Origin of the sequence: Streptomyces bicolor (assembly GCF_000719285.1) — a bacterium.
GTDB lineage: Bacteria > Actinomycetota > Actinomycetes > Streptomycetales > Streptomycetaceae > Streptomyces > Streptomyces bicolor.
Genome location: NZ_JOFS01000014.1, coordinates 200,137 through 222,317, shown reverse-complemented (window position 1 = coordinate 222,317; position 22,181 = coordinate 200,137). Strand labels below are relative to the sequence as shown.

Genomic DNA, 22,181 nt, shown 5'->3' with positions numbered 1-22,181 from the left:
TGGTACGTCAATTGCCAAGTCGGACGCCGTCGTCGCCCGGTTGCCGCACCGGGGCGAGGGTGGCGCAGATCACAGCCACCGCCATGCCGCCGAGCAGGAAGAGGTAGGAGGCGGCGCCTGTGCCGAAGACGAAGTCTCCTTCGGGGCGGCTGGCGGTGAGCAGTATGACGGTGATCATCCAGCCGCCGGCGGGTGCGACGGCCCCGGCCCGGCTGCCCGTCGCGCGGGCGCCGCCGAGACAGAGCCCGGCCTCGCCGGCGAGCGCCAGGAGCAGACCGCCCGGGAACCAAGCGGGCTGCACCAGCGCCCCGGCTGTCCCCACGAGGGCGCCGAGCAGGAAGAGCCCGAGGTGGGCGAGGGCCCGCAGGGCGGAAGGCCGCTTCAGCTTCAGCGGCTGGGCGAGCATCGAGCTCATGACGCCTCCTCGAAAGCGACACCGGCGAACAGATCAGACTCCGTCTCCGCCGAACCCGGCTCCCCGCGCACCAACTCGTAGTACTCGGTGGTGAAGAGGGGTTGGGCGAGTTCGTTGGAGAGCGCGAAGTACAGCTCGGCCACGTCGATCTGCGTGGCGTGGGCCTGCATCGCGCGGGCCTTGGCGGTGGCGTACGCGGCGCCGTCGATCACGGTGGTGATCCGCTCGTCGTCGACGACACCCGGCACGTCGTCGACGGTGGCGGCCTTGCTGAACGGCAGTCCGGGCAGATCCGCCTGAAGCCGGACGAAGGCCTCTTCGACGACCGTGCGCGGGACGCGGTTCCAGTAGGTCTTGGGGATCCGCCACCCCGAGTCCGCCGCCAGCTCGGCGGCGCGCATGGCGATGCGGTGGGCCTGGATGTGGTCCGGGTGGCCGTAGCCGCCGTCCGGGTCGTAGGTGACGAGGACCTGGGGGCGCACCTCCAGGATCACCTCGACAAGGTCCCGAGCGGCCGCTTCGACGTCCGCCCGCCAGAGGCAGGCCGGGTCGTCGTTGTCGGCGATGCCCATCATCCCCGAGTCCTCGTAGCGGCCCTTTGCGCCGAGGAGACGGAAGTCCTCGACGCCGAGCTCGCGCATCGCGGCGGTGAGCTCGGCCAGCCGGTGTTCGCCCAGTTCGGTGCCGGCCAGGTGCTGGAGCTCGGGGGGAATGACCTCGCCGTGCTCCCCAAGGGTGCAGGTGACCAGGGTCACCAGGGCACCCTCGGCCGCGTACTTGGCCATGGTCGCGCCGTTGTTGATCGACTCGTCGTCCGGGTGCGCGTGCACCAGGAGCAGACGCCGAGCGGGGAGTTCCGTCATGGACCCCACCCTACGAGGCGGCACCGACACCGCCACGTGGGCGGCTCAGAACTTGATGCTGCCGATCATGCCCGCGATGTTCGTCGTCAGCTCGCTGATGGTGGGAGCGACGGTCGACGACGCCAGATAGAAACCGAGCAGCATGCAGACGACCGCGTGGCCGGCCTTCAGCCCTGATTTCTTGATCAACAGGAAGACGATGATCGCCAGCAGCACCACCGCCGAAATCGAGAGTGCCACGGCGGCTCACCTCCAAGAATCCCAGGCGCGGGGGGTCGGACTATGGGGGCAGATAAATCCATGCAGCAGCCAGCAGGTTCATACCCACTATGCGGTTGTGATCATAACTATCCGGGCGTGCGCATCGATCGGCGCACAGCCGCACAAGGGGGCGCACTGGCCAATATGGTCGGGTCATGACGACCGAGCCTGTGTCCTTCCCCCGGCGGCACGCCCGTACCCAGCGGTTCACCCTCGGCGCGCCGCGCGCGTTCACGGTGGCGCCCGACGGCAGCCGTGTCGCGTTCCTGCGCTCCACCTCCGGTACGGACCCGGCGAGTTCGCTGTGGGTCCTCGACACCGCGGACGGCGGGGAGCGCGTGGCGGCCGACCCGCGCGCCCTGCTGGGCGGTGCGTCGGAAGACCTCCCGCCGGAGGAGCGGGCCCGGCGCGAACGCAGTCGCGAGGCCGGCGCCGGCATCGTCGCCCACGCCACCGACAGCGCCGTCGAGTTGGCGTCTTTTGCCTTGTCAGGGCGGCTATTCACGGCGGAACTGCGCGCCGGCACGGCACGCGAACTTCCGGTCCCCGGACCGGTGATCGACCCGCGCCCCTCCCCCGACGGACGGCACATCGCGTACGTCGCGCAGGGCGCCCTGCGGGTGGTGGGCGCCGAGGGCGAGGGCGACCGTGCGCTCGCCGAGCCGGAGTCGGAGGGGGTCACCTATGGACTGGCCGAGTTCATCGCGGCCGAGGAGATGGGGCGCTACCGGGGCTTCTGGTGGGGTCCGGAGTCGGACCGGCTGCTCGTGGCGCGCGCGGACGACACGCCGGTGCGCCGGTGGTGGATCGCCGATCCGGCGCGTCCGGAGAGCGAGCCGCGGCGGGTCGCGTACCCGGCGGCGGGCACCGGGAACGCGGACGTACGGCTGTTCGTGATCGGCCTGGACGGGGTCCGCACGGAGGTCTCGTGGGACCGGGCGCGGTACCCCTATCTGGCGCGGGTGCACTGGTCAGCGGCGGGTGCGCCGCTGCTCCTCGTCCAGGCGCGGGACCAGCGCAGCCAGTTGTTCCTGGCCGTGGACACGGCGACGGGGGCCACGCGGATGGTGCACGCGGACGAAGATCCACAATGGCTGGATCTTTTCCCTGGAGTGCCCTGCTGGTCCCCTTCCGGGCAGCTCGTGCGCATTGCCGACGAGGGCGGCGCGCGCGTGCTCACGGTGGGCGAACGCCCGTTGACGGGGCCGCAGTTGCACGTCCGCGCGGTGCTGGACGTCTCCGACGACGACGTGCTGATCTCGGCATCCGCCGGTGAGGCCGCGGCCGGTCCGGAGGTCGGCGAAGTGCATGTGTACCGGGTGAACGAGCTCGGCGTGGAGCGCGTGTCACAGGAGCGCGGCGTGCACTCGGCGGTGCGCGCCGGGGGCGTGACGGTGCTGGTGTCCCACACCCTCGACCGGCCCGGGTCGCACGTCCAGGTCCTGCGTGAGGGAAAGCGAATGGCGGCGGTCCGGTCGTATGCCGAAGATCCCGGTGTGACCCCGCGCGTGACCCTCACCGAGGGGGGCGCACGACGCATCCCGTGCGCCGTGCTTATGCCTCGGGACTACGCCGGTGACACTCCGCTCCCGGTTTTGCTGGATCCGTACGGGGGACCGCACGGCCCCCGGGTGGTCGCCGCGCACAACGCCCACCTGACCTCGCAGTGGTTCGCCGACCAGGGGTTCGCGGTGGTCGTCGCGGACGGGCGCGGTACACCGGGACGCTCGCCCGCCTGGGAGAAGGCGGTCCACGGCGACTTCACGGTCTCGCTCGACGACCAGATCGACGCGCTCCAGGACCTGGCGAAGTCCCACCCGCTCGACCTGTCCCGGGTGGCGATCCGCGGCTGGTCGTACGGCGGCTGGCTGGCGGGACTGGCGGTGCTGCGCCGCCCGGACGTCTTCCACGCGGGCATCGCGGGCGCGCCGGTCACGGACTGGCGCCTCTACGACACCCACTACACGGAGCGGTACCTGGGCGACCCGGCGGCACAGCCCGAGTCGTACGCGAAGAGCTCGCTCATCACCGACGACGGCCTGTCCTCCCCCGCCGAGCCGCACCGCCCGCTGATGATCGTGCACGGTCTGGCCGACGACAACGTGGTCGTCGCGCACGCCCTGCGGCTGTCCTCCGCCCTGCTGGCCGCCGGCCGGCCGCACGAGGTGCTGCCGCTGTCCGGGGTGACGCACATGACCCCGCAGGAGCAGGTCGCGGAGAATCTGTTGCTGCTTCAAGTGGACTTCGTGAAGCGGTCGCTGGGACTGAACTGAGCCCCCGGCCCGCTCAGTTGCCCGACCAGGCGAGGAAGAGCACGAGAGGAAGACCGGTGAGCAGGAGGTGGACGAACCCGGTCTTCCAGTAGCGCAACACCGCGGCGAGGGCGAAGCCGCCGCAGGTCAGCCACGCGGTGAAGACCGCGATGTCGTGCTGCCCCGCGGCCGCCCGCTGGTCGGCGTACTCGTCGAAACCCGCGCCGATGCCGGACGCGACCATGCCGTAGCCGAGGACGATCACCAGCAGGACGTCGAGGAGGCCTACGAGCACCGCGCACAGACCGTCGTGTTCTCCGGGTCGGCGTTCCATGGGCCAAGCCTCGGGCAGGGGCGGGCCGGAGTCCTGAGTACCCGTACTCATGTGCCGAACAGCAACGGACCGGGGTGACATGGCGCACCCCGGTCCGTTTACGGCACCCGCACGGCCGTACGCTGTTCAGCCTGACGCGTCCGTATATCGGGATCGGGTCGACGAAGTTGCCTGTGTGTTAACGCGGTTCGTGTGCGTTTGTACGGCTATGGCATCGGCTCCGGCAGCACCACCCGCTTCACCTCGGCGAAATGGCAGGCCGAGTCGTGCGCCGCGGGCCCGCCGCCCGGACCGCCCAGGTTCGACGGCACCGCGAGCGCCGGCACCTCCTGGGCGCAGCGTTCCCGGGCCTTCCAGCAGCGGGTGCGGAAGCGGCAGCCGGAGGGGACGCTCGTCGGGGAGGGGACGTCGCCCGCCAGGATGATGCGCTCGCGGTGCGCGCGGGCCTCCGGGTCGGGGACGGGGACCGCGGAGAGCAGCGCCTGGGTGTAGGGGTGCGTGGGGTGGTCGTAGATCTCCGCGTCGCTGCCGATCTCCACGATCCGGCCGAGGTACATCACCCCGACCCGGTCGGAGATGTGCCGGACGATCGACAGGTCGTGGGCGATGAAGACGTAGGAGAGCCCGAACTCGTTCTGCAGGCGGTCCATCAGGTTGATGACCTGGGCCTGGACGGAGACGTCGAGGGCGGAGACCGGTTCGTCGGCGACGATGATCTCCGGACGCAGGGCCAACCCCCGGGCGATGCCGATGCGTTGGCGCTGGCCGCCGGAGAACTGGTGCGGATAGCGGTTGATGTGCTCGGGGTTGAGGCCGACCACGTCCAGCAGCTCCTGGACTCTCTTGCGCCGGTCGCCCCTCGGGGCCGCCTCGGGATGGATCTCGTACGGCTCCCCGATGATGTCGCCGACCGTCATCCGGGGGTTGAGGGAGGTGTACGGGTCCTGGAAGACCATCTGGATGTTGCGCCGTACGGCCTTCAGGGCGCGGCCGGACAGTCTGGTGATGTCCTCGCCCTTGTACCTGATGGCGCCGGCCGTCGGCCGTTCGAGGTTGACCAGCATCCTGGCGACCGTGGACTTGCCGCAGCCGGACTCGCCGACGATGCCGAGGGTTTCGCCGCGGTGGAGGGTGAAGTCGACGCCGTCGACCGCCCTGACCGAGCCGGTCTCCTTCCTGAAGAGGATGCCCCGGGTGAGCGGGTAGTGCTTGACGAGGCCGCTGACCTCCAGAATCGCCTCAGCCATTCAGGCACTCCCTCCAGAAGTGGCAGGCGCTGCCCCGCACTTCGGAGACCTCGCTCAGCGGAGGTACGTCGGTGCGGCACACGTCCCTGGCCATCGGGCAGCGGGGGTGGAAGGCGCATCCCTGGGGGATGTCCATGAGGTTGGGGGGCAGGCCTTTGATGGCGTAGAGCTCCTGCCCCTTCTGGTCCAGGCGGGGGATGGAGTCCAGCAGGCCGCGGGTGTAGGGGTGGGCGGGCGCCTTGTAGAGGTCGTGGACCGGCGCCGTCTCGACGATCCGGCCCGCGTACATCACGGCGATCCGGTCGGCGACGTCCGCGACCACGCCGAGGTCGTGGGTGATGAGGATCAGCCCCATGGCGTACTCGTGGCGCAACTCCGCGAGGAGATCCATGACCTGGGCCTGGACGGTGACGTCGAGGGCGGTGGTGGGCTCGTCGGCGATGATGAGGGCCGGTTCGAGGGCGAGGGCCATCGCGATCATGATGCGCTGGCGCATACCGCCGGAGAACTGGTGCGGGTACTGTCTGACGCGCTCCTCGGCGGCCGGGATGCGCACGCGGTCCATCAGCTCGACGGCCTTCGCGCGGGCGTCCCTCCGCGACATCCCCCGATGCACCACGAACATCTCGCCGAGCTGGTCGCCGACGGTGAGTACGGGGTTCAGCGACGACAGCGCGTCCTGGAAGATCATCGCCATCTCGGCGCCGCGAACCTTGCGCCGCTGCTCCTCCTTCAGCTTCAGCAGGTCCCTGCCCTGGAAGAGGACCTCGCCGCCGGTGATCCGGCCGGGCGGCATGTCGAGGATGCCCATGATCGCCTGCGCGGTGACGGACTTCCCGGAGCCGGACTCACCGAGCACGGCGAGGGTCTCGCCCGAGTCCACTCCGTAGCTGACGCCGTTGACGGCCTTCGCGACACCGTCCCGGGTCCTGAACTCCACGTGCAGATCCCGCACTTCGAGCAGCATGCGACGGCTCACCTCAGCTTCGGGTCGAGGGCGTCGCGCACCATGCGCTCCGCTGGGGGGTGCCACAACGGGCCGCCGATCGTCTGCGGCTCCGTCGTGGTCGGTCGCGCCCACGCGGCGGTAGCCGCACATCGACACAGCCCCGCGCCCCTTCGGGGCGCGCACCACGTCACCGTGCACACCATCACGCCGTCACCTCAGCTTCGGGTCGAGGGCGTCGCGCACCGCGTCGCCGAGCATGATGAACGCGAGGACGGTGACCGCGAGCGCTCCGGACGGCCACAGCAGGGCGTGCGGGGCGTTGCGGATGTACGGGGAGGCCGCCGAGATGTCGATGCCCCAGGAGACGCTCGGGGGTTTCAGGCCCACGCCGAGGTACGACAGGGTCGCCTCCAGGGCGATATAGGTGCCGAGCGCGATCGTCGCGACCACGATCACGGGGGCGACGGCGTTGGGCGCGATGTGGCGGAGCAGGACGCGGGAGTTGGAGGCGCCCAGGGCGCGGGCGGCCTGGACGTAGTCGTTCTGCTGGGCGGTGATGACCGCGCCGCGGGCGATCCGGGAGATCTGCGGCCAGCCGAGCAGCACGATGAAGCCGATCACCGGCCAGACGGAGTTGCTGGTCACCACCGACAGCAGGACCAGGCCGCCGAGGACGACCGGGATGGCGAAGAAGATGTCGGTGACCCGGGAGAGGAACGAGTCCCACAGCCCGCCGAAGAAGCCGGCCAGCGCGCCCAGCACCGAGCCGAGGACCGCGACTCCGAGCGTGGCGCAGACACCGACCACGACGGACGTACGGGCGCCGTAGACCGTGCGCGTGTAGACGTCGCAGCCCTGTCCGTCGTAGCCGAAGGGATGGCCGGGCGCGGAGCCCTGCTGGGACTTGGCGAGGTCGCACTTGAGGGGGCTGCCGGGGGCGATCGCCGAGGGCCACAGCGAGACGAAGAGCAGGAAGATGATGATCAGGCCGGAGACGATGAAGACCGGGTTGCGGCGCAGGTCGCGCCAGGCGTCGGACCACAAGCTGCGGGGTCGCTCGGCGGAGACGGCCGCCGGCTCGGGTTCCACGGGCGCCCGCCCGCCGAAGGGCCGCTCCAGGGTCTCCGCCTCACTGGCGGCCAGGTGCATCGCCCCGGCCGTACCTCTGCCGGAGATCGCCCCGTCGGACGGGAACGGCTGGTCAGGCATAGCGGATCCTCGGGTCGAGTGCGGCGTACAGGAGGTCGACGACCAGGCTGCAGAGGAGAAAGACGAGGACCAGCACCGTCACGAAGCCGACGACGGTCTGGGTGTTCTGGCGCAGGATGCCCTGGTAGAGCTGGTAGCCGACGCCGTGGATGTTGAAGATCCGCTCGGTGACGATCGCGCCGCCCATGAGGAAGCCGATGTCGGCGCCGATGAAGGTGACGACGGGGATGAGGGAGTTGCGCAGCAGGTGCCGGGTGACGACCCGGTGCCTGGGCAGGCCCTTGGCGATGGCCGTACGGACGTAGTCGGAGCGCCGGTTCTCCGCGATGGACGTCCGGGTCAGGCGCGTGACGTACGCGAGGGAGACCGAGGCGAGGACCAGGCCGGGCAGGAGCAGCTCGGCGAAGGGGGCCGCCGAGGAGACGGAGGGGCGGATCCAGCCCCATTCCACGCCGAGCAGCAGCTGGAGCAGCAGGCCGGTGACGAAGGTGGGAACGGAGATGACGACGAGGGTGAGGAGGAGGACGCCGGTGTCGACGGGGTGGCCGCGGCGCAGGCCGGTGACGACGCCCAGCGTGATCCCGATGAGGATCTCGAAGGCGATCGCCACGATGGTGAGCCGGAGGGTGACCGGGAAGGCCGTGGACATCAGCTCGGTGACTTCCTGGCCGTTGAACGCCGTACCGAAGTCCCCGGTGAAGACGTTCCCCATGTAGGTCAGGTACTGCTGCCACACGGGCTGGTCGAGGCCGAACTCCTTTCTCAGCTGCGCGGCCGTCGCCGGGTCGCACTGCCGGTCGCCGCACAGGCCCGCGACGGGGTCGCCCATCACGTTCACCATGAGGAAGATCAGCAGGGTCGCCCCGACGAAGACCGGGATCATCTGCAGCAGGCGCCGTACGACGTACTGCCCCATGGCGGGCTCAGCCGACCTTGATCTGGTCGTAGACGGGGACGCTGAACGGGTTGAGGGACACGTTCGACAGCCGCTCGGACCAGCCGGCGCTGCCGTTCTGGTACCACAGCGGGATGGACGCCATGTTGTCCCGGACGACCTCCTCGGCCTTCTGGAAGGTCTCGACGGCCTTGGCGAGGTCCGTCTCGGCGTTCGCCCGGTCGACGAGCTTGTCGAACTCCTGGTTGGACCACTTGCCGTCGTTGGAGGAGGCGTTCGTGTAGTAGAGCGGCTGCAGGAAGTTCTGGGGCAGCGGGTAGTCCATCTGCCAGCCCGCCCGGAAGGGCCCGGAGAGCTTCTGGGTCGTGGACTTGCTCCGGAAGTCGGCGAAGGTGCCGATCGGGTTGCCGACGCAGGCCCGGTCGTTGCCCAGGGCGTTGTTGATGGAGTTGCAGACGGCGTCCACCCACAGCTTGTGGGAGCCGGTGTCCGCGTTGTACGTGATCTTCACCTGCCCGCCGGGCAGCCCGCCCCCCTCCTCGATCAGCTTCTTCGCCGCGGCGGGGTCGTATTCGCACCACTCACCGCACAGCCCTTCCTTGTATCCGCCCTCCGTGCCGAGGACGGGTGAGGTCCAGTCGGTGGCGGGGGTGCGGGTCCCCTGGAAGATGGTCCGGGTGATCTGCTCCCGGTCGATCGCCCGGGACAGCCCCTGGCGGACCTTGACCGAGCCGGGCTTGTTCCAGTCCTTGTCGTAATGGGGGAAGGCCAGGGTCTGGATGATGCCGGCCGGGGTGTTGAGGTAGCGGTCGCCGAGGTCGCTGCGGACGTTCCTGAGCTGCTGGGCGGGGATGTCGTCGACGAGGTCGAGGTTGCCGGCCATCAGGTCGGTGTAGGCCGTGTTGTTGTCCGTATAGACCTTGAGGGTGACGCCGTCGTTGCGGGCCGCGTCCTCGCCCGGATAAGCGTTCCATCTCGTCAGGCGCATCTCCGAGCCCTTGGTGTACGACTCCACGGCGTACGGCCCGTTGCCCACGGGCTTGGCCAGCCAGCCGGCGTGGTCGTCGAAGAACGCGCGGGGCAGCGGGACGAAGGCGTTGTAGCCGAGGGTGTCGGGGAAGCTCGAGAACTTCTGGCTGAGCCTGACGGTGAAGGTGCGGTCGTCGAGCACCTTCAGCCCGGACATCGTGTCGGCGCTCTGCTCGCCCTTCGCCGGGTGGACCTTGTCGTAGCCCTCGATGTAGCTGAAGAAGTAGGCGTTCTTCTGGTTGTTCCTGAGGCTCGCCCCGTAGTTCCAGGCGTCCACGAAGGACCGGGCGGTGACCTTCTCTCCGTTGCTGAAGGTCCAGCCGTCCTTGACGGTGATGGTGTAGTTCTGCGAGTCGGTCGTCTCGAACTTCTCGGCGAGCATGTTCTCGGCCTCACCGGTCTTCGGGTCGTACCGCTTCAGCCCCCGGAAGATCATGTCGAGCACCTTGCCGCCCTGCACCTCGTTGGTGTTGGCGGGTTCCAGCGGGTTCTGCGGATCGGTCCACGAGGAGCTGAGCACCGCGCCCCCGTCGGCGGCACTGCCGCCCCCGCCTCCGCAGCCCGTCGCCGCGAGGGCGAGCACCACCGCGCATACGGCCCATCTGGCGTGCGTGGCTCCGTGCATGGAGCGCCTCCTCCGGGTGCTGATCGGGTGCTGACCGGGCACTGATCGGACATTGATCGGGGTACTGATCCCTCACGGCCAATATCGAATCAAAAGGCGCGTATCGCACATGGACCGACCCAATGGGGCGACACACCATCCGGATGTACGCATCCGACGGATGATCTTTGATGCAACACGCAACGGATCTTCGCGATCCGATGCCGAACCGTTGGATTGAGCCCTCGGGATGTACACATTTCGGCACTGGACCATCCGCATATCGAACTCGTTGCCCGAATAGTCCAGTTGGTCCGAGTCAAGGCACAACTCAATCACGTTGCGCTACCCGCGTAGCTACGGAATGGTCAAGGCAGGGTAAAGAACGTAAAGAGACAACCAAGTCGGCCGAGAATTTATTGACCTTGAATGAATTGCGTTGAAAAAGTCCGGCGTAGCCCGTAGGGGAGCGTGCCCTGCGGAGTCACTCAGACCCTCCCTTGGGCCAGGAGCACCATGACCCCCCCAACTCCATCAGCGGCTGCCCCGCTTGAGGTAACCGATGAGAGCGCCGAGAAGTCGATCACTTCTCCCGCCCCCTCGGCCAACGAGAGCAAGTCCCCGGGACAGCTGGCCTGGCGTCGCTTCAAGCGGGACCGCACGGGCGTCGCCGCGGCATGCATCGTGATCTTCTTCTTCGTGATCGCGCTGTGCGCCCCACTGATAGCCAAGCTTTACGGGAAGGACCCGTACACGACGTACGGCCTGAGCACCCCCGGACTGCTGGGTGACAACGGCTTCCCAGTGAAGCCCAACGGTGGCATCGACAGCGAGTTCTGGTTCGGTATCGAGCCTGGGCTCGGCCGGGACCTGTTCACCTTCCTGCTCTACGGGATCCGCAACTCCCTGCTCATCGCCACGGCCATCACCCTCCTTGTCGTGATCATCGGTGTGACCCTGGGCGTCACCGCCGGCTATGTGGGCGGCAAGACGGACTGGTTCATCGGGCGGGTCATCGACATCCTGCTGGCGTTCCCCTCGCAGCTCTTCTTCGTGGCCTTCACCCCCGTGGTGCTCGCCCTGTTCGTGGCCGCCGACGAGAACACGCCCACCTGGCTCACCGTCGTGTGCCTCGTCGGCCTGCTCACCGTCTTCGGCTGGGCCTCCATCGCCCGACTCCTGCGCGGCCAGGTACTGGCCCTGCGCGAGCGGGAGTTCGTCGAGGCCGCCAAGGTCACGGGGGCATCTCCGGCGCGCATCATCTTCAAGGAACTGCTGCCGAACCTCTGGACGCCGATCCTGATCCAGGCGACGCTCAGCGTCCCGGCGATGGTCACCACGGAGGCCGGCCTCGCCTTCCTCGGCGTGGGCATCCAGGACCCGACGCCCGACTGGGGCGTCATGATCGGCCAGGCTGCCAAGGTGTACCAGGACGACATCACCTTCCTGCTCTTCCCCGGCCTGTCCATGGTGATCTTCGTCCTGGCGTTCAACCTCCTCGGCGACTCGGTGCGAGACGCACTGGACCCGAAGACCAAGCGTTAGCTCCGGCCCTTTTCAGGACCACGGCGAAGGCGCCGGGGTGCCGGATCTCTCTCATCACTCACCTTTCGAAGGCAGGATTGCGATGTCCTTCTCGCGCAGAAACTTCCTTATTGCCACCGGTGTCGTGGCGGCGTCCAGCTCCGTGCTGTCCGCGTGCAGCAGCGGCGACACCACCAACAACACCGGTGGTGGCGGCAAGCAGGAGGCGGCCAAGGCCAACGCGACCGTCGTCAAGATCGGCACCGCCGAGGACTCCAAGGGCCCGGCCCCCGAGGTCTCCGGCGCGAAGAAGGGCGGCACCGTCTACCTGCTGAACGACGACGACTTCTCGCACCTCGACCCGCAGCGCATCTACTACGCGTGGAACTCGCTCGCGGCGATGGTCATCTCCCGCACGCTGACCAACTACAAGATCGCCGACGACGGCTCCATGACGCTGGTCGGCGACCTGGCCACCGACACGGGCACCATGAAGGACGGCGGCAAGACCTGGTCCTTCACGCTCAAGGACGGCATCAAGTGGGAGGACGGCTCCGACATCACCGTCGATGACGTCCGCCACGGCATCGAGCGCTGCTTCGCCAACTTCGTCACCGAGGGCGCCTTCTACGTCCAGACCTGGCTGACCGGCTCGGCGGAGTACCGCAAGTCGTACCCGGGCCCGTACGGCGGCAAGCACCTGAAGTCCATCGAGACCAGCGGGAAGACCATCACCTTCCGCCTGTCCGAGGCGCGTCCCGACTTCAACTACGTCCTGGCGATGCACTCCTACGCGCCGACCCCGGTGAAGAAGGACACCAAGCAGGACTACGACAAGAAGCCTGTCTCCAGCGGTCCTTACAAGATCAAGTCGCACGTCACCGACAAGTCGATGACGCTGGTCCGCAACGAGCACTGGGACCCGGCGACGGACCCGATCCGCAACGCCTACCCGGACCAGTTCGACTTCACCTTCGGCATCGAGCAGCTGACGGCCATCGACCGTCTGCTGGCCGACGCCGGCAAGGACCAGTACGCCACCAGCTGGCGCACGATCCCGCAGGAGCGCATCCAGAAGGCGCAGACCGAGGCGAAGGACCGCGTCTTCGAGCAGCTCGGCAACGGCGTCAGCTGCTACTGGATCAACACCAGCCGCGTCAAGGACAAGGCCGTCCGTGAGGCCCTCATCAAGGCCTGGCCGACCGCCGGCATCCGTCAGCTGCTGGGCGGCAAGGTGCGCGGTGACTACGCGACCGGCATCATGAGCCCGCTCGTCGCCGGCTACGAGTCGCAGGACGTCTGGGGCAAGCTGGCGAAGCCCGAGGGCGACCCGAAGGCCGCCAAGGAGATCCTGAAGAAGGCCGGCAAGTCCGGCTACAAGGTCGTCTACGCCTACCAGCAGGACCCGCAGCAGGCGAAGATCAAGGTCGTCATCGAGAACGCCCTGAAGGCCGCCGGCTTCGAGGTCGTCACCAAGGGCATCGACTCCACCACCTGGTACGACCAGATCGGCAAGCTCGACAACGAGTTCGACGTCTACTGGGGCGGCTGGTCCTCCGACTGGCCGACCGGTTACTCCGTGTTCCAGCCGCTGTTCGACAGCAAGAACGTCGTCGACCAGGGCCAGAACTACTCGCACCTGAAGGACCCGGCCATCGACGCCGCCATCAAGGCCGCGACCGCCGAGACCGACCAGGACAAGGCCAACAAGATGTGGGCCGCCCTGGACAAGCAGGTCACCGAGACCGGTGCGTTCATCCCCGACGTGTACATGCGCCGCATCTACATGCACGGCTCCAAGCTCGGCAACGTGAAGATGGACCCGAACTTCGACGGCAGCATGCTCTACAAGATGTACGTCAAGTCCTGATCCACACCTGAGAGGTGGGGCGGCCGTGTGCCGCCCCACCCTCGGCTCGTCCACCGGGCCCCCGGGTGATCCCCGGTCCGGCCTTTCCGCACGACGGCCTCTCCCAGGAAAGCCACTCCCCATGCTTCGCTTCCTCGTCCGCCGGCTCCTCGGCGCCGTGATCACGCTGCTGATCATCAGCGCGGTCACGTTCATGCTCTTCTACGCGGTGCCACGCGACCCGGCCCGGATCGCCTGCGGCAAGCTCTGCACGCCGGAGACGCTGGAGCTGATCCGCCACAACATGGGGATCGCGGATCCGATGCCGGTCCAGTTCTGGCACTGGCTCAGCGGCATCTTCCTCGGCCGGGAGTACCCGGGCTTCGGCAACTGCGACGCACCGTGCCTCGGCTACTCGTTCGTCAACCGCGAGCCCGTCCTCGCCACCATCCTGGACCGGTTCCCGACGACGTTCTCGCTGTTCCTCGGCTCGTCCGTGGTGTTCCTGGTCTTCGGCGTCGGCGCCGGCATGCTGGCCGCGCGCAAGCAGGGCAAGGCCACCGACAAGGTCGCCAGCAGCGCCTCGCTGGTCGCGTCGTCCATGCAGATCTACTTCGTGGGCACCCTGGCCCTGTACCTCTTCGTGTACCAGTGGCAGATCCTCGACCAGCCCGGATACACGCCCTTCTCCGAGAACCCGGGCCAGTGGTTCGCCGGACTGCTGCTGCCGTGGCTGATCCTGGCGCTGATCTTCACCGCGAACTACACCCGTATGACGCGCTCCCAGATGGTCGAGCAGCTCAACGAGGACTACGTCCGCACAGCCCGGGCCAAGGGCCTCTCCGGACCGAACGTGTTCTTCCGGTTCGCCTGGCGCGGCGCCATGGGCCCGATCGTCACGATCTTCGGCATCGACATGGGCGTCCTGCTCGGCGGCGGCATGATCACCGAGAAGACCTTCAGCATCCAGGGCATCGGCATGCTCGCCGTCAAGTCGGCGACCAACAACGACCTGCCCATGCTCCTCGGCGTCATGGTGGTCACGGCCAGCTTCGTCGTGCTCGCCAACATCGTCGTCGACGCCTGCTACGCCCTGATCGACCCCCGCATCAGGCTCGCCTGACCCCGCCCCCACCAGCTACCCCGCATCACCCCTCACTGGAGCGTCCCCGTGACGAGCACCGATCAGCAGCCCTTCCTTTCCATCAAGGACTTGAAGGTGCACTTCTCGACCGAGGACGGCACCGTCAAGGCCGTCGACGGTCTGTCCTTCGACCTCGTACGCGGCAAGACGCTGGGCATCGTGGGCGAGTCCGGGTCCGGCAAGTCGGTCACCAACCTGACCATCCTGGGCCTGCACAACCCGGACAGCACCAAGGTCGAGGGCTCGATCACCCTGGACGGCGAAGAGCTGAACGGCGCCTCGGAGAAGACGCTGGAGAAGCTCCGCGGCAACAAGATGTCGATGATCTTCCAGGACGCGCTGACCTCGCTGTCGCCGTACCACACCATCGGCAAGCAGATCGGCGAGACCTACCGCAAGCACACGGGCTGCTCCAAGAAGGCGGCCCGGGAGCGGGCGATCGAGATGCTGAAGCGGGTCGGCATTCCGCAGCCCGAGGTCCGCGTCGACGACTACCCGCACCAGTTCTCCGGCGGTATGCGCCAGCGCGCGATGATCGCGATGGCGCTGGTCTGCGACCCGGAGCTGCTGATCGCGGACGAGCCGACCACGGCCCTCGACGTGACCGTGCAGGCCCAGATCATGGACCTCCTGAAGGACCTCCAGAAGGAGTTCGGCACGGCCATCATCTTCATCACGCACGACCTCGGTGTCATCGCCGACATCGCGGACGACGTGCTGGTGATGTACGGCGGCCGGTGCGTGGAGCGCGGCACGAAGAAGGAGGTGCTGCGCGACCCGCAGCACCCCTACACCTGGGGCCTGCTCAGCTCGATGCCGAGCCTGGACCACCCGGTGGACGTGCCGCTCAACCCGATCCCGGGTTCGCCGCCGTCGCTGCTGAACCCGCCGTCGGGTTGCCGTTTCCACCCGCGGTGCGCCTTCGCCGAGAAGGTCGAGGGCGGCCTGTGCTCGTCGGAGCGGCCGCTGCTGGAGCTCGTCGACGGACGAGGCTCCGCCTGCCACCTGACCGCCGAGCAGCGCGGCGAGTACTTCTCCGACCTGGCCGGCAGCGCGGCCAACTGACGTACAAGAGACGGGATTTCACCACCATGAGCAGCACCACTCCCCTCCTGGACGTCTCCGGGCTGACCAAACACTTCCCGATCAAGGGCGGCTTCCCGATCCGTCGCACGGTCGGCCACGTCCAGGCCGTCGACGGTCTGGACTTCCAGGTCAACGAGGGCGAGAGCCTCGGCCTGGTCGGCGAGTCCGGCTGCGGCAAGTCGACCACGGGCCGGCTGATCACGCGCCTGCTGGAGCCCACCGGCGGCAAGATCTCCTACCAGGGCAAGGACATCACGCACGCCAACCGCAAGCAGTTGGCGCCGGTCCGCTCCGAGATCCAGATGATCTTCCAGGACCCGTACGCGTCGCTGAACCCGCGCCAGACGGTCGGCAAGATCATCTCGGGCCCGATGGAGATCAACGACATCAACCCGGCGGGCGGCCGCGAGAAGCGGGTCCGCGAACTGCTGGAGATCGTCGGCCTCAACCCCGAGCACTACAACCGCTTCCCGCACGAGTTCTCCGGCGGCCAGCGCCAGCGCATCGGCGTGGCAAGGGCGCTGGCCCTCGAACCGAAGCTGATCGTCGCGGACGAGCCGGTCTCGGCACTCGACGTCTCCATCCAGGCGCAGGTCGTGAACCTGCTCCAAAAAGTCCAGCAGGAGCTGGGCATCGCGTTCCTGTTCATCGCCCACGACCTCGCCGTCGTACGGCACTTCTCGCAGCGCGTGGCGGTCATGTACCTCGGCAAGATCGTCGAGATCGCCGACCGCGAGGACCTGTACGCCAACCCGCGCCACCCGTACACCCGGGCGCTGCTGTCCGCCGTGCCCGAGGCGACGGTGGACGAGACCCCGGCCCGCGAGCGCATCCGCCTCCAGGGCGACGTCCCCTCCCCCATCAACCCGCCCTCCGGCTGCCGCTTCCGCACGCGCTGCTGGAAGGCGACGGAGAAGTGCGCGACCGACGCCCCGCCGCTGGTCCAGGTCGAGGGCAACAAGCCCGGTCACCTGACGGCCTGCCACTACCCGGAGACGGCCGACGCGACGCCCGCGCCCCGCCTTTCGAAGGACTCTCAGCCGGCGGCCTGACACAGCCAAGGCAACCAGGGCCCGTGCACACCTCTCGCGTGTGCACGGGCCCTCGGCCGTCCGGCCCATGCACGACCTTCGGCAGATCTGGTGCTCAGGGGTTGAGGTCGAGGATGCGCACCGGCCGCCCTTTTCGGTCGCGGGCTTCGGCGGGGATGCGAAGCTCCTCTCACTCACCTACAGAGGGTACGGGTACGTACCCGTACGCGATTGGCGGGACGGATCCAGGCGGGCGCCCTTGCCGCACGCCTGACCAGGCGGCAAAACTGCCTCCCCGTGGCCCTTCACCTGCGCGGCACCGTCCTCCCAAGCGGCATCCCCCGTGACCTCTGGATCCTCGGCGACCGCATCACCTTCGACCGCCCCTCGGCCGAGGCGGACACGGTGGCGGACGGCGGCTACCTGCTCCCCGGCCTCGTCGACGTGCACACGCACCCGGGATCCCCGTCCGAGGACGAACCCGCCTTCGACCCCGACGTGTTCGTCGAGCAGATCGCCGCGCACCGGGACGCCGGGACGACGGCGTTACGGTTCCCGGGGTTGCTCGGGGAGATCCCGGACGGGCTGCGGGACGCGGCCGACGCGCCGCGCATGATCACGGCAGGGCGCTGGCTGGCCTGGGCGGGCCTGTCGAAGAGTGCCGACTTCCACACGGTCACCGACGACCTGGTGACCGCCGCCGTCGCCGAGGCCAAGGCCCATGACGGCTGGTGCAAGCTCATGGGCGACTGGGACTTCGAGGCGGCCCCCGTGCCGTACGACATCCTGCGCGCCGTCACCGACGCGGTGCACGCGGCCGGTGGGCGGGTCGCCGCGCACTGCCAGTCCGCCCAGGGCGTGCTCAACGCCGCCCGCGCGGGCGTCGACTCGATCGAGCACGGCATGGGGATGCCGGAGGAGTGCGTGGAGCTGATGGCCGCGCACGGGGCGGTCTACGTCCCCACCCTCACCGCCTTCGCCCGCAGCGCGCCCCGCATCAAGGACAACCCCCGCGGCCGGCTCTGGCACGCAGGGCACCGCATCATGATCCAGCGCGTTCGCGAGGCCCATGACGCCGGCGTCACCGTCCTCGCCGGCACCGACTCCACCCCCTTCGGCAACGTCGCCACCGAGGTCGAGCACCTCATCGCCGCCGGGCTGCCCGCGGACGTGGCGGTGGGGGCGGCGAGTTGGGCGGCGCGGGAGTTCCTGGGGCTGCCGGGGCTGGTCGAGGGCGGGCTCGCCGATGTCACCGTCTACGACGTGGATCCGCGACGGGAGCCGGGGGTGCTGCGGCATCCTCGGCGGATCGTGCTGCGGGGGCGGGTCGTGCGGTGAGTGGGCCGCGCCTCGACGTCCCGGCGGTGCTGTCGGCGCCGAAACCGCCGTAGCGCAGCGGCAGTTGTGGCACACTTCCGCGAATGGTCGATCGGTCGTTCGGGGATCTCTCGCTCGCCGCGTGGTACGACGCCCTCAACCCGTGGGGTCCGGGTGACGACTTCTACCTCGGGTATGTGACGTCCGCCCGCGCCGTGCTCGACGTCGGCTGCGGCACCGGACGGCTGCTCCGGCGGGCCCATGCCGACGGTCACCGCGGGCGGCTCGTGGGGCTCGACCCGGCCGCCGCCATGCTCGTACAGGGCCGCCGGCACGACGGTGACGTCGAGTGGGTGCTCGGAGATCTGCGGACGCGCGACTGGCGCGCGGAGTTCGACCTGGTCGTGATGACCGGGCACGCGTTTCAGGTGCTGCTCTGCGACGAGGAGCTGCGTGCCGCGCTACGCGCCGTGCGTCGAGCTCTTCGTCCCGGTGGGCGGTTCGTGTTCGAGACGCGGAATCCGGGCGCGCGGGCGTGGCGGGCGTGGACACCGGACCGGGTGCACCGGGCCACCGACGCGGACGGGCGTGCCGTACGCGTGTGGCATGAGGTCGAGGGGCCCGTCGCCGGAGACCGGGTGACCTTCACCGAGACGTACGACTGCGACACCTGGCCGGCTCCTGCCGTCAGCCGCACCACCCTGCGCTTCCTCGGCCCCGACGCCCTGTCCGCCTTCCTCCACGAAGCCGGTCTCGCCGTCGTCGAGCAGTACGGCGACTGGGGACGAGGCCCGCTCACCTCCACGTGCCCCGAGATCATCACCGTGGCGGAGGCCTACCGCCAGGCCTACCGCTAGGGCCTGTCCCCTTGGCCCTCCCCGCCCTCCTCCAGCGCCGCCAACGCCGGATCCAGCACGATGTCCTCGTCCCGCGCCTCGGTCGTCGGCTCCTCCGGGAAGTGGCAGGCCGTCAGGTGGCCCGCGTGGTTGCCGGAGATCTGGACGAGCGGCGGCTCCTCGGCCGCGCACTTGTCCTGTGCCTTCCAGCAGCGGGTCCGGAAGCGGCAGCCGGAGGGCGGTGAGATCGGGGACGGCACGTCACCGGCCAGCCGGATCCGCTCCCGCTGGGTCGCCTCCTCGCCGGAGACGTTGACCTCGGGCACTGCGGACAGCAGGGCGTGGGTGTAGGGGTGCCGGGGGCGGGTGTAGATGGAGTCGCGGTCGCCGACCTCGATCACCTTGCCGAGGTACATGACCGCCACGCGCTGCGAGAAGTGCCGTACGACGGCGAGGTCGTGGGCGATGAACAGGAACGCGATACCCAGCTCCTGCTGGACTTTCTGGAGCAGGTTCACGACCTGCGCCTGGATGGAGACGTCGAGTGCCGAGACCGGCTCGTCCGCCACGATCAGCTTCGGCTCCAGGGCCAGCGCCCTTGCCACGCCGATGCGCTGGCGCTGACCGCCGGAGAACTCGTGCGGGAAGCGGTTGTAGTGCTCGGGGTTGAGGCCGACGATCTCCAGCAGCTCACGGACCCGCTTCTCCCTTCCTCCCTCCGGCTCGATTCCGTTGATCTCCATCGGGCCCGAGATGATCTTGCCGACCGTCTGGCGAGGGTTCAGTGAGGAGTACGGGTCCTGGAAGATCATCTGGATCTCGGACCTGATCGGTGCCATCTGCTTGCGCGAGGCCCGTGTGATGTCCTTGCCGCGGTACGCGATCCTGCCCCCCGTCGGCTCGAGGAGCTTGGTGATCAGCCGGCCCGTCGTCGACTTGCCGCAGCCCGACTCCCCCACCAGACCGAAGCTCTCACCGACGTGCACGGTCAGGTCGATGCCGTCCACCGCCTGCACCTGGCCGACCGTGCGGCGGATCGGGAAGCCGCCCTTCACCGGGAAGTGCTTGACGAGTTTCTCCACCACCAGCAGCGGTTCGCCGGGCGCGTCGGTGGCGGCCTCGCGGGGAGCGGGGAGGACGAGGTCCTCTGTCATAGCCGTAGTCCTCCTCAGACGTGGCTGATCGGGGCGCTGGCCCATGCGGGGCGCATGGCCCATGCGGGGCGCTAGCCCAGTCGGGGCTTGATCTCTTCGATGAAGATGGTTCGTTTCTGCTCGGCCGTGAGGTGGCAGGCGGACGAGCGGTCCGGGGCGAGCAGCGGGATCTCCGTCTCGCAGCGGGTGCCGCCGACGCGGTCCCGGAAGGTGCAGCGGGGGTGGAAGCGGCAGCCGGAGGGCGGATGGAGCAGGGAGGGCGGGGTGCCGGGGATGGGGGCCAGTGGGGCGTTCGGGTCCGAGTCCAGGCGGGGCATCGAGTTCAGCAGGCCCCAGGTGTACGGGTGTTGGGGCGCCCTCAGCACCTCGTCGACGGTGCCGCGCTCCACCGCGCGGCCCGCGTACATCACCATGATGTCGTCGGCCATGTCGGCGATCACCCCGAGATCGTGGGTGATGAAGATGATCGCCGAGCCGAACTCCTGCTGCAGGTCCTTCAGCAGGTCGAGGATCTGGGCCTGGACCGTGACGTCCAGGGCGGTGGTCGGCTCGTCGGCGATGAGCAGGTCGGGGTCGCAGACCAGGGCCATCGCGATCATCGCGCGCTGGCGCATACCGCCGGAGAACTGGTGCGGGTAGTCCTTCGCCCGCTGCCTCGGGTTGGGGATGCCGACCTTGCCCAGCATCTCCACCGCTCGCTCCCAGGCGGCCTTCTTCGAGGCACGCATGTGCTTCATGTACGGCTCGGCGATCTGCCGGCCCACCGTGTAGTACGGCGACAGCGCGGTGAGCGGGTCCTGGAAGATCATGGCGGCCTTGTTGCCGCGCAGCCTCTCCAGCTCGGACTCCCGGGCCGTGGTCAACTCCTGGCCCTCCAGGAGGATCTCGCCCTCGACGGTGGTGAACATCGGGTTGTGCAGCCCGAGGATCGTCAGGTTCGTCACCGACTTCCCCGAGCCCGACTCGCCCACGATGCCCAGCGTGCTGCCGCGCTCCAGGTCGAAGGAGAGCCCGTCCACGGCCCGTACGACGCCGTCCTCGGTCCGGAAGCTGACGTGCAGGTCCCGCACCGAGAGGAACGCGTCCGCGTCGGCCGGCACGGGGGCGCCGGCTTCCTTGGTCAAAGTGGTCACGTCAGTGCTCCCAAAGCAGCTCCTCGGCGCGGGCTAGGCCAGCCGCACGCGCGGGTCGATGAAGGCGTACGCGGCGTCGACGACGATGTTGCAGAGCAGAATCATGGTGGCGGAGAACAGCATCACGCCCAAGAGGAGCGGCAGATCGCTGAAGAACACCGACTCCACCGCCAGCCGGCCGAGCCCCGGGAGCCCGAAGGTGTACTCGGTGATGATGGCGCCGCCGAGCAGTGAGCCGAGGTCGATGCCGAAGATGGTGACGATGGGGATCAGCGAGCCGCGCCAGGCGTAGCGGAAGAAGACGTACCGCCGGGACATGCCCTTGGCGCGGGCGGTGCGCACGTGTTCCTCCTGGAGCTGCTCGATCATCGACGAGCGGGCCATACGGGTGTACTGCGAGGCGAAGATCGTGGAGAGGACGACCCACGGGATGATCAGCCCCGAGAACCAGGCGCCCGGGTTCTCGGTGAACTCGTTGTAGGCGGGCTTGTCGAAGAGGTGCGTCTGGTACACGAGGATCGCCAGGGCGAGCGGGCCGAGGAAGTAGATCTGCATCGAGCTGATCACCATCGCGCCGGCCGTGAAGCTCTTGTCGACGATCGTGCCGCGCTTCCACGCGGCGATCAGTCCGGCGCCCAGGCCGATGATCAGGAAGCAGACCGCCCCGCCGAGGGTGAGCGAGAGGGTGGTGGGCAGACGGTCCATCAGGGTGCCCCAGACCTGCTCGTTGGAGTGGTACGAGTACCCGAAGCAGGGGGCGGGGCAGGGGCCCTGGGCAAAGTCGTCGCTGCCCGTGACGAGGTTGGTCAGGAAGATCCAGTACTGCTCGGGGATCGGCTTGTCGAGGCCCAGCACCCGGTGCAGGTTCTCCAGGTTGGCCGGGGTGCACGTCTTGCCGCACATCAGGAGCGCCGGGTCACGCGGCATCCCGAAGAACAGCAGGAACGTGACGATGCTCAGCAGGAAGAGGATGACGACGGCGCCGAGGGACCGGCGGACCAGGAAGCGCAGCATGGCAGGCAGCTCTCAGACGTCGGCGGGCTCTGGCC

Annotated in this window: 20 protein-coding genes; 8 read left to right on the top strand and 12 right to left on the bottom strand. The window is 68.7% G+C overall.

Features of this window, described 5'->3' with window-relative positions; all coding sequences use genetic code 11:
• Positions 1-7: 7 nt before the first annotated feature.
• Genes IF78_RS0120480 through IF78_RS0120470 form a run of 3 tightly spaced genes read right to left on the bottom strand, consistent with a single transcriptional unit; the run spans position 8 to position 1,518 of the window.
• Complete coding sequence (locus IF78_RS0120480; protein WP_031483896.1) at positions 8-415, bottom strand: DUF6113 family protein; 408 nt, start codon at positions 413-415, stop codon at positions 8-10.
• Positions 412-1,278 (bottom strand): N-acetyl-1-D-myo-inositol-2-amino-2-deoxy-alpha-D-glucopyranoside deacetylase, encoded by an 867-nt coding sequence (gene mshB / locus IF78_RS0120475; protein ID WP_031483894.1) that lies wholly within the window; start codon positions 1,276-1,278, stop codon positions 412-414. The genes IF78_RS0120480 and mshB overlap by 4 nt, the downstream gene beginning before the upstream one ends.
• A gap of 45 nt (positions 1,279-1,323) precedes the next feature.
• The gene (locus tag IF78_RS0120470; protein ID WP_019755516.1) at positions 1,324-1,518 is read right to left on the bottom strand and encodes a hypothetical protein; all 195 of its coding nucleotides are present in this window, start codon (positions 1,516-1,518) and stop codon (positions 1,324-1,326) included.
• 176 nt (positions 1,519-1,694) lie between these two features.
• Here IF78_RS0120470 and IF78_RS0120465 point away from each other — a divergent pair, with 176 nt between their 5' ends.
• Positions 1,695-3,812: a S9 family peptidase gene (locus IF78_RS0120465; protein WP_031483891.1), complete on the top strand. Its 2,118-nt coding sequence runs from the start codon at positions 1,695-1,697 to the stop codon at positions 3,810-3,812.
• A 13-nt stretch (positions 3,813-3,825) separates the two neighbouring features.
• Here IF78_RS0120465 and IF78_RS0120460 read toward each other — a convergent pair whose 3' ends face one another.
• The 6 genes from IF78_RS0120460 to IF78_RS0120435 form a co-directional block, all read right to left on the bottom strand.
• The gene (locus tag IF78_RS0120460) at positions 3,826-4,125 is read right to left on the bottom strand and encodes a hypothetical protein (protein ID WP_031483889.1); all 300 of its coding nucleotides are present in this window, start codon (positions 4,123-4,125) and stop codon (positions 3,826-3,828) included.
• A 206-nt stretch (positions 4,126-4,331) separates the two neighbouring features.
• Positions 4,332-5,372, bottom strand: a complete 1,041-nt coding sequence (locus IF78_RS0120455; RefSeq protein WP_031483887.1) for an ABC transporter ATP-binding protein — start codon at positions 5,370-5,372, stop codon at positions 4,332-4,334.
• Positions 5,365-6,339, bottom strand: a complete 975-nt coding sequence (locus IF78_RS0120450) for an ABC transporter ATP-binding protein (RefSeq protein WP_031483885.1) — start codon at positions 6,337-6,339, stop codon at positions 5,365-5,367. Before IF78_RS0120450 ends, IF78_RS0120455 begins: the two co-directional genes overlap by 8 nt.
• Positions 6,340-6,531: 192 nt before the next feature.
• The gene (locus tag IF78_RS0120445; protein ID WP_031483883.1) at positions 6,532-7,530 is read right to left on the bottom strand and encodes an ABC transporter permease; all 999 of its coding nucleotides are present in this window, start codon (positions 7,528-7,530) and stop codon (positions 6,532-6,534) included.
• Positions 7,523-8,446 carry an ABC transporter permease gene (locus IF78_RS0120440; RefSeq protein ID WP_031483881.1) on the bottom strand — a complete coding sequence of 308 codons (924 nt, stop codon included), beginning with the start codon at positions 8,444-8,446 and terminating at the stop codon, positions 7,523-7,525. The genes IF78_RS0120445 and IF78_RS0120440 overlap by 8 nt, the downstream gene beginning before the upstream one ends.
• A 7-nt stretch (positions 8,447-8,453) precedes the next feature.
• Positions 8,454-10,079 (bottom strand): peptide ABC transporter substrate-binding protein, encoded by a 1,626-nt coding sequence (locus IF78_RS0120435; RefSeq protein WP_031483879.1) that lies wholly within the window; start codon positions 10,077-10,079, stop codon positions 8,454-8,456.
• A 495-nt stretch (positions 10,080-10,574) separates the two neighbouring features.
• On the opposite strand from IF78_RS0120435, the gene IF78_RS0120430 reads away from it, so the two are divergent.
• From IF78_RS0120430 to IF78_RS0120400, 7 genes are all read left to right on the top strand, one after another.
• Complete coding sequence (locus tag IF78_RS0120430; protein WP_031483877.1) at positions 10,575-11,603, top strand: ABC transporter permease; 1,029 nt, start codon at positions 10,575-10,577, stop codon at positions 11,601-11,603.
• A gap of 82 nt (positions 11,604-11,685) precedes the next feature.
• Entirely contained in the window at positions 11,686-13,452 is a 1,767-nt protein-coding gene (locus tag IF78_RS0120425) for an ABC transporter substrate-binding protein (RefSeq protein WP_031483875.1), read from the top strand.
• A gap of 121 nt (positions 13,453-13,573) precedes the next feature.
• On the top strand, positions 13,574-14,554 hold the full coding sequence (locus IF78_RS0120420; protein ID WP_031483873.1) for an ABC transporter permease: 981 nt from the start codon (positions 13,574-13,576) through the stop codon (positions 14,552-14,554).
• Positions 14,555-14,602: 48 nt separating this feature from the next.
• A complete protein-coding gene (locus tag IF78_RS0120415) occupies positions 14,603-15,640 on the top strand; it encodes an ABC transporter ATP-binding protein (protein ID WP_031483871.1) in 1,038 nt (345 codons plus the stop codon).
• A gap of 26 nt (positions 15,641-15,666) precedes the next feature.
• Complete coding sequence (locus tag IF78_RS0120410; protein ID WP_031483869.1) at positions 15,667-16,713, top strand: ABC transporter ATP-binding protein; 1,047 nt, start codon at positions 15,667-15,669, stop codon at positions 16,711-16,713.
• A gap of 276 nt (positions 16,714-16,989) precedes the next feature.
• Positions 16,990-18,030 carry an amidohydrolase family protein gene (locus IF78_RS0120405; RefSeq protein WP_031483867.1) on the top strand — a complete coding sequence of 347 codons (1,041 nt, stop codon included), beginning with the start codon at positions 16,990-16,992 and terminating at the stop codon, positions 18,028-18,030.
• An 83-nt stretch (positions 18,031-18,113) separates the two neighbouring features.
• Positions 18,114-18,866, top strand: coding sequence for a class I SAM-dependent methyltransferase (locus IF78_RS0120400; protein ID WP_031483865.1), 753 nt, complete (start codon positions 18,114-18,116; stop codon positions 18,864-18,866).
• On the opposite strand, the gene IF78_RS0120395 is transcribed toward IF78_RS0120400, so the two are convergent.
• The 3 genes from IF78_RS0120395 to IF78_RS0120385 all read right to left on the bottom strand — a co-directional run bounded on the left by IF78_RS0120395 (position 18,863) and on the right by IF78_RS0120385 (position 22,146).
• Entirely contained in the window at positions 18,863-19,999 is a 1,137-nt protein-coding gene (locus IF78_RS0120395) for an ABC transporter ATP-binding protein (RefSeq protein ID WP_031483863.1), read from the bottom strand. The two genes, IF78_RS0120400 and IF78_RS0120395, sit on opposite strands and share 4 nt — an antisense overlap.
• Positions 20,000-20,070: 71 nt before the next feature.
• Complete coding sequence (locus IF78_RS0120390; RefSeq protein WP_031483861.1) at positions 20,071-21,132, bottom strand: ABC transporter ATP-binding protein; 1,062 nt, start codon at positions 21,130-21,132, stop codon at positions 20,071-20,073.
• Between the two features lie 33 nt (positions 21,133-21,165).
• The gene (locus tag IF78_RS0120385) at positions 21,166-22,146 is read right to left on the bottom strand and encodes an ABC transporter permease (RefSeq protein ID WP_031483859.1); all 981 of its coding nucleotides are present in this window, start codon (positions 22,144-22,146) and stop codon (positions 21,166-21,168) included.
• Positions 22,147-22,181 lie beyond the last annotated feature (35 nt).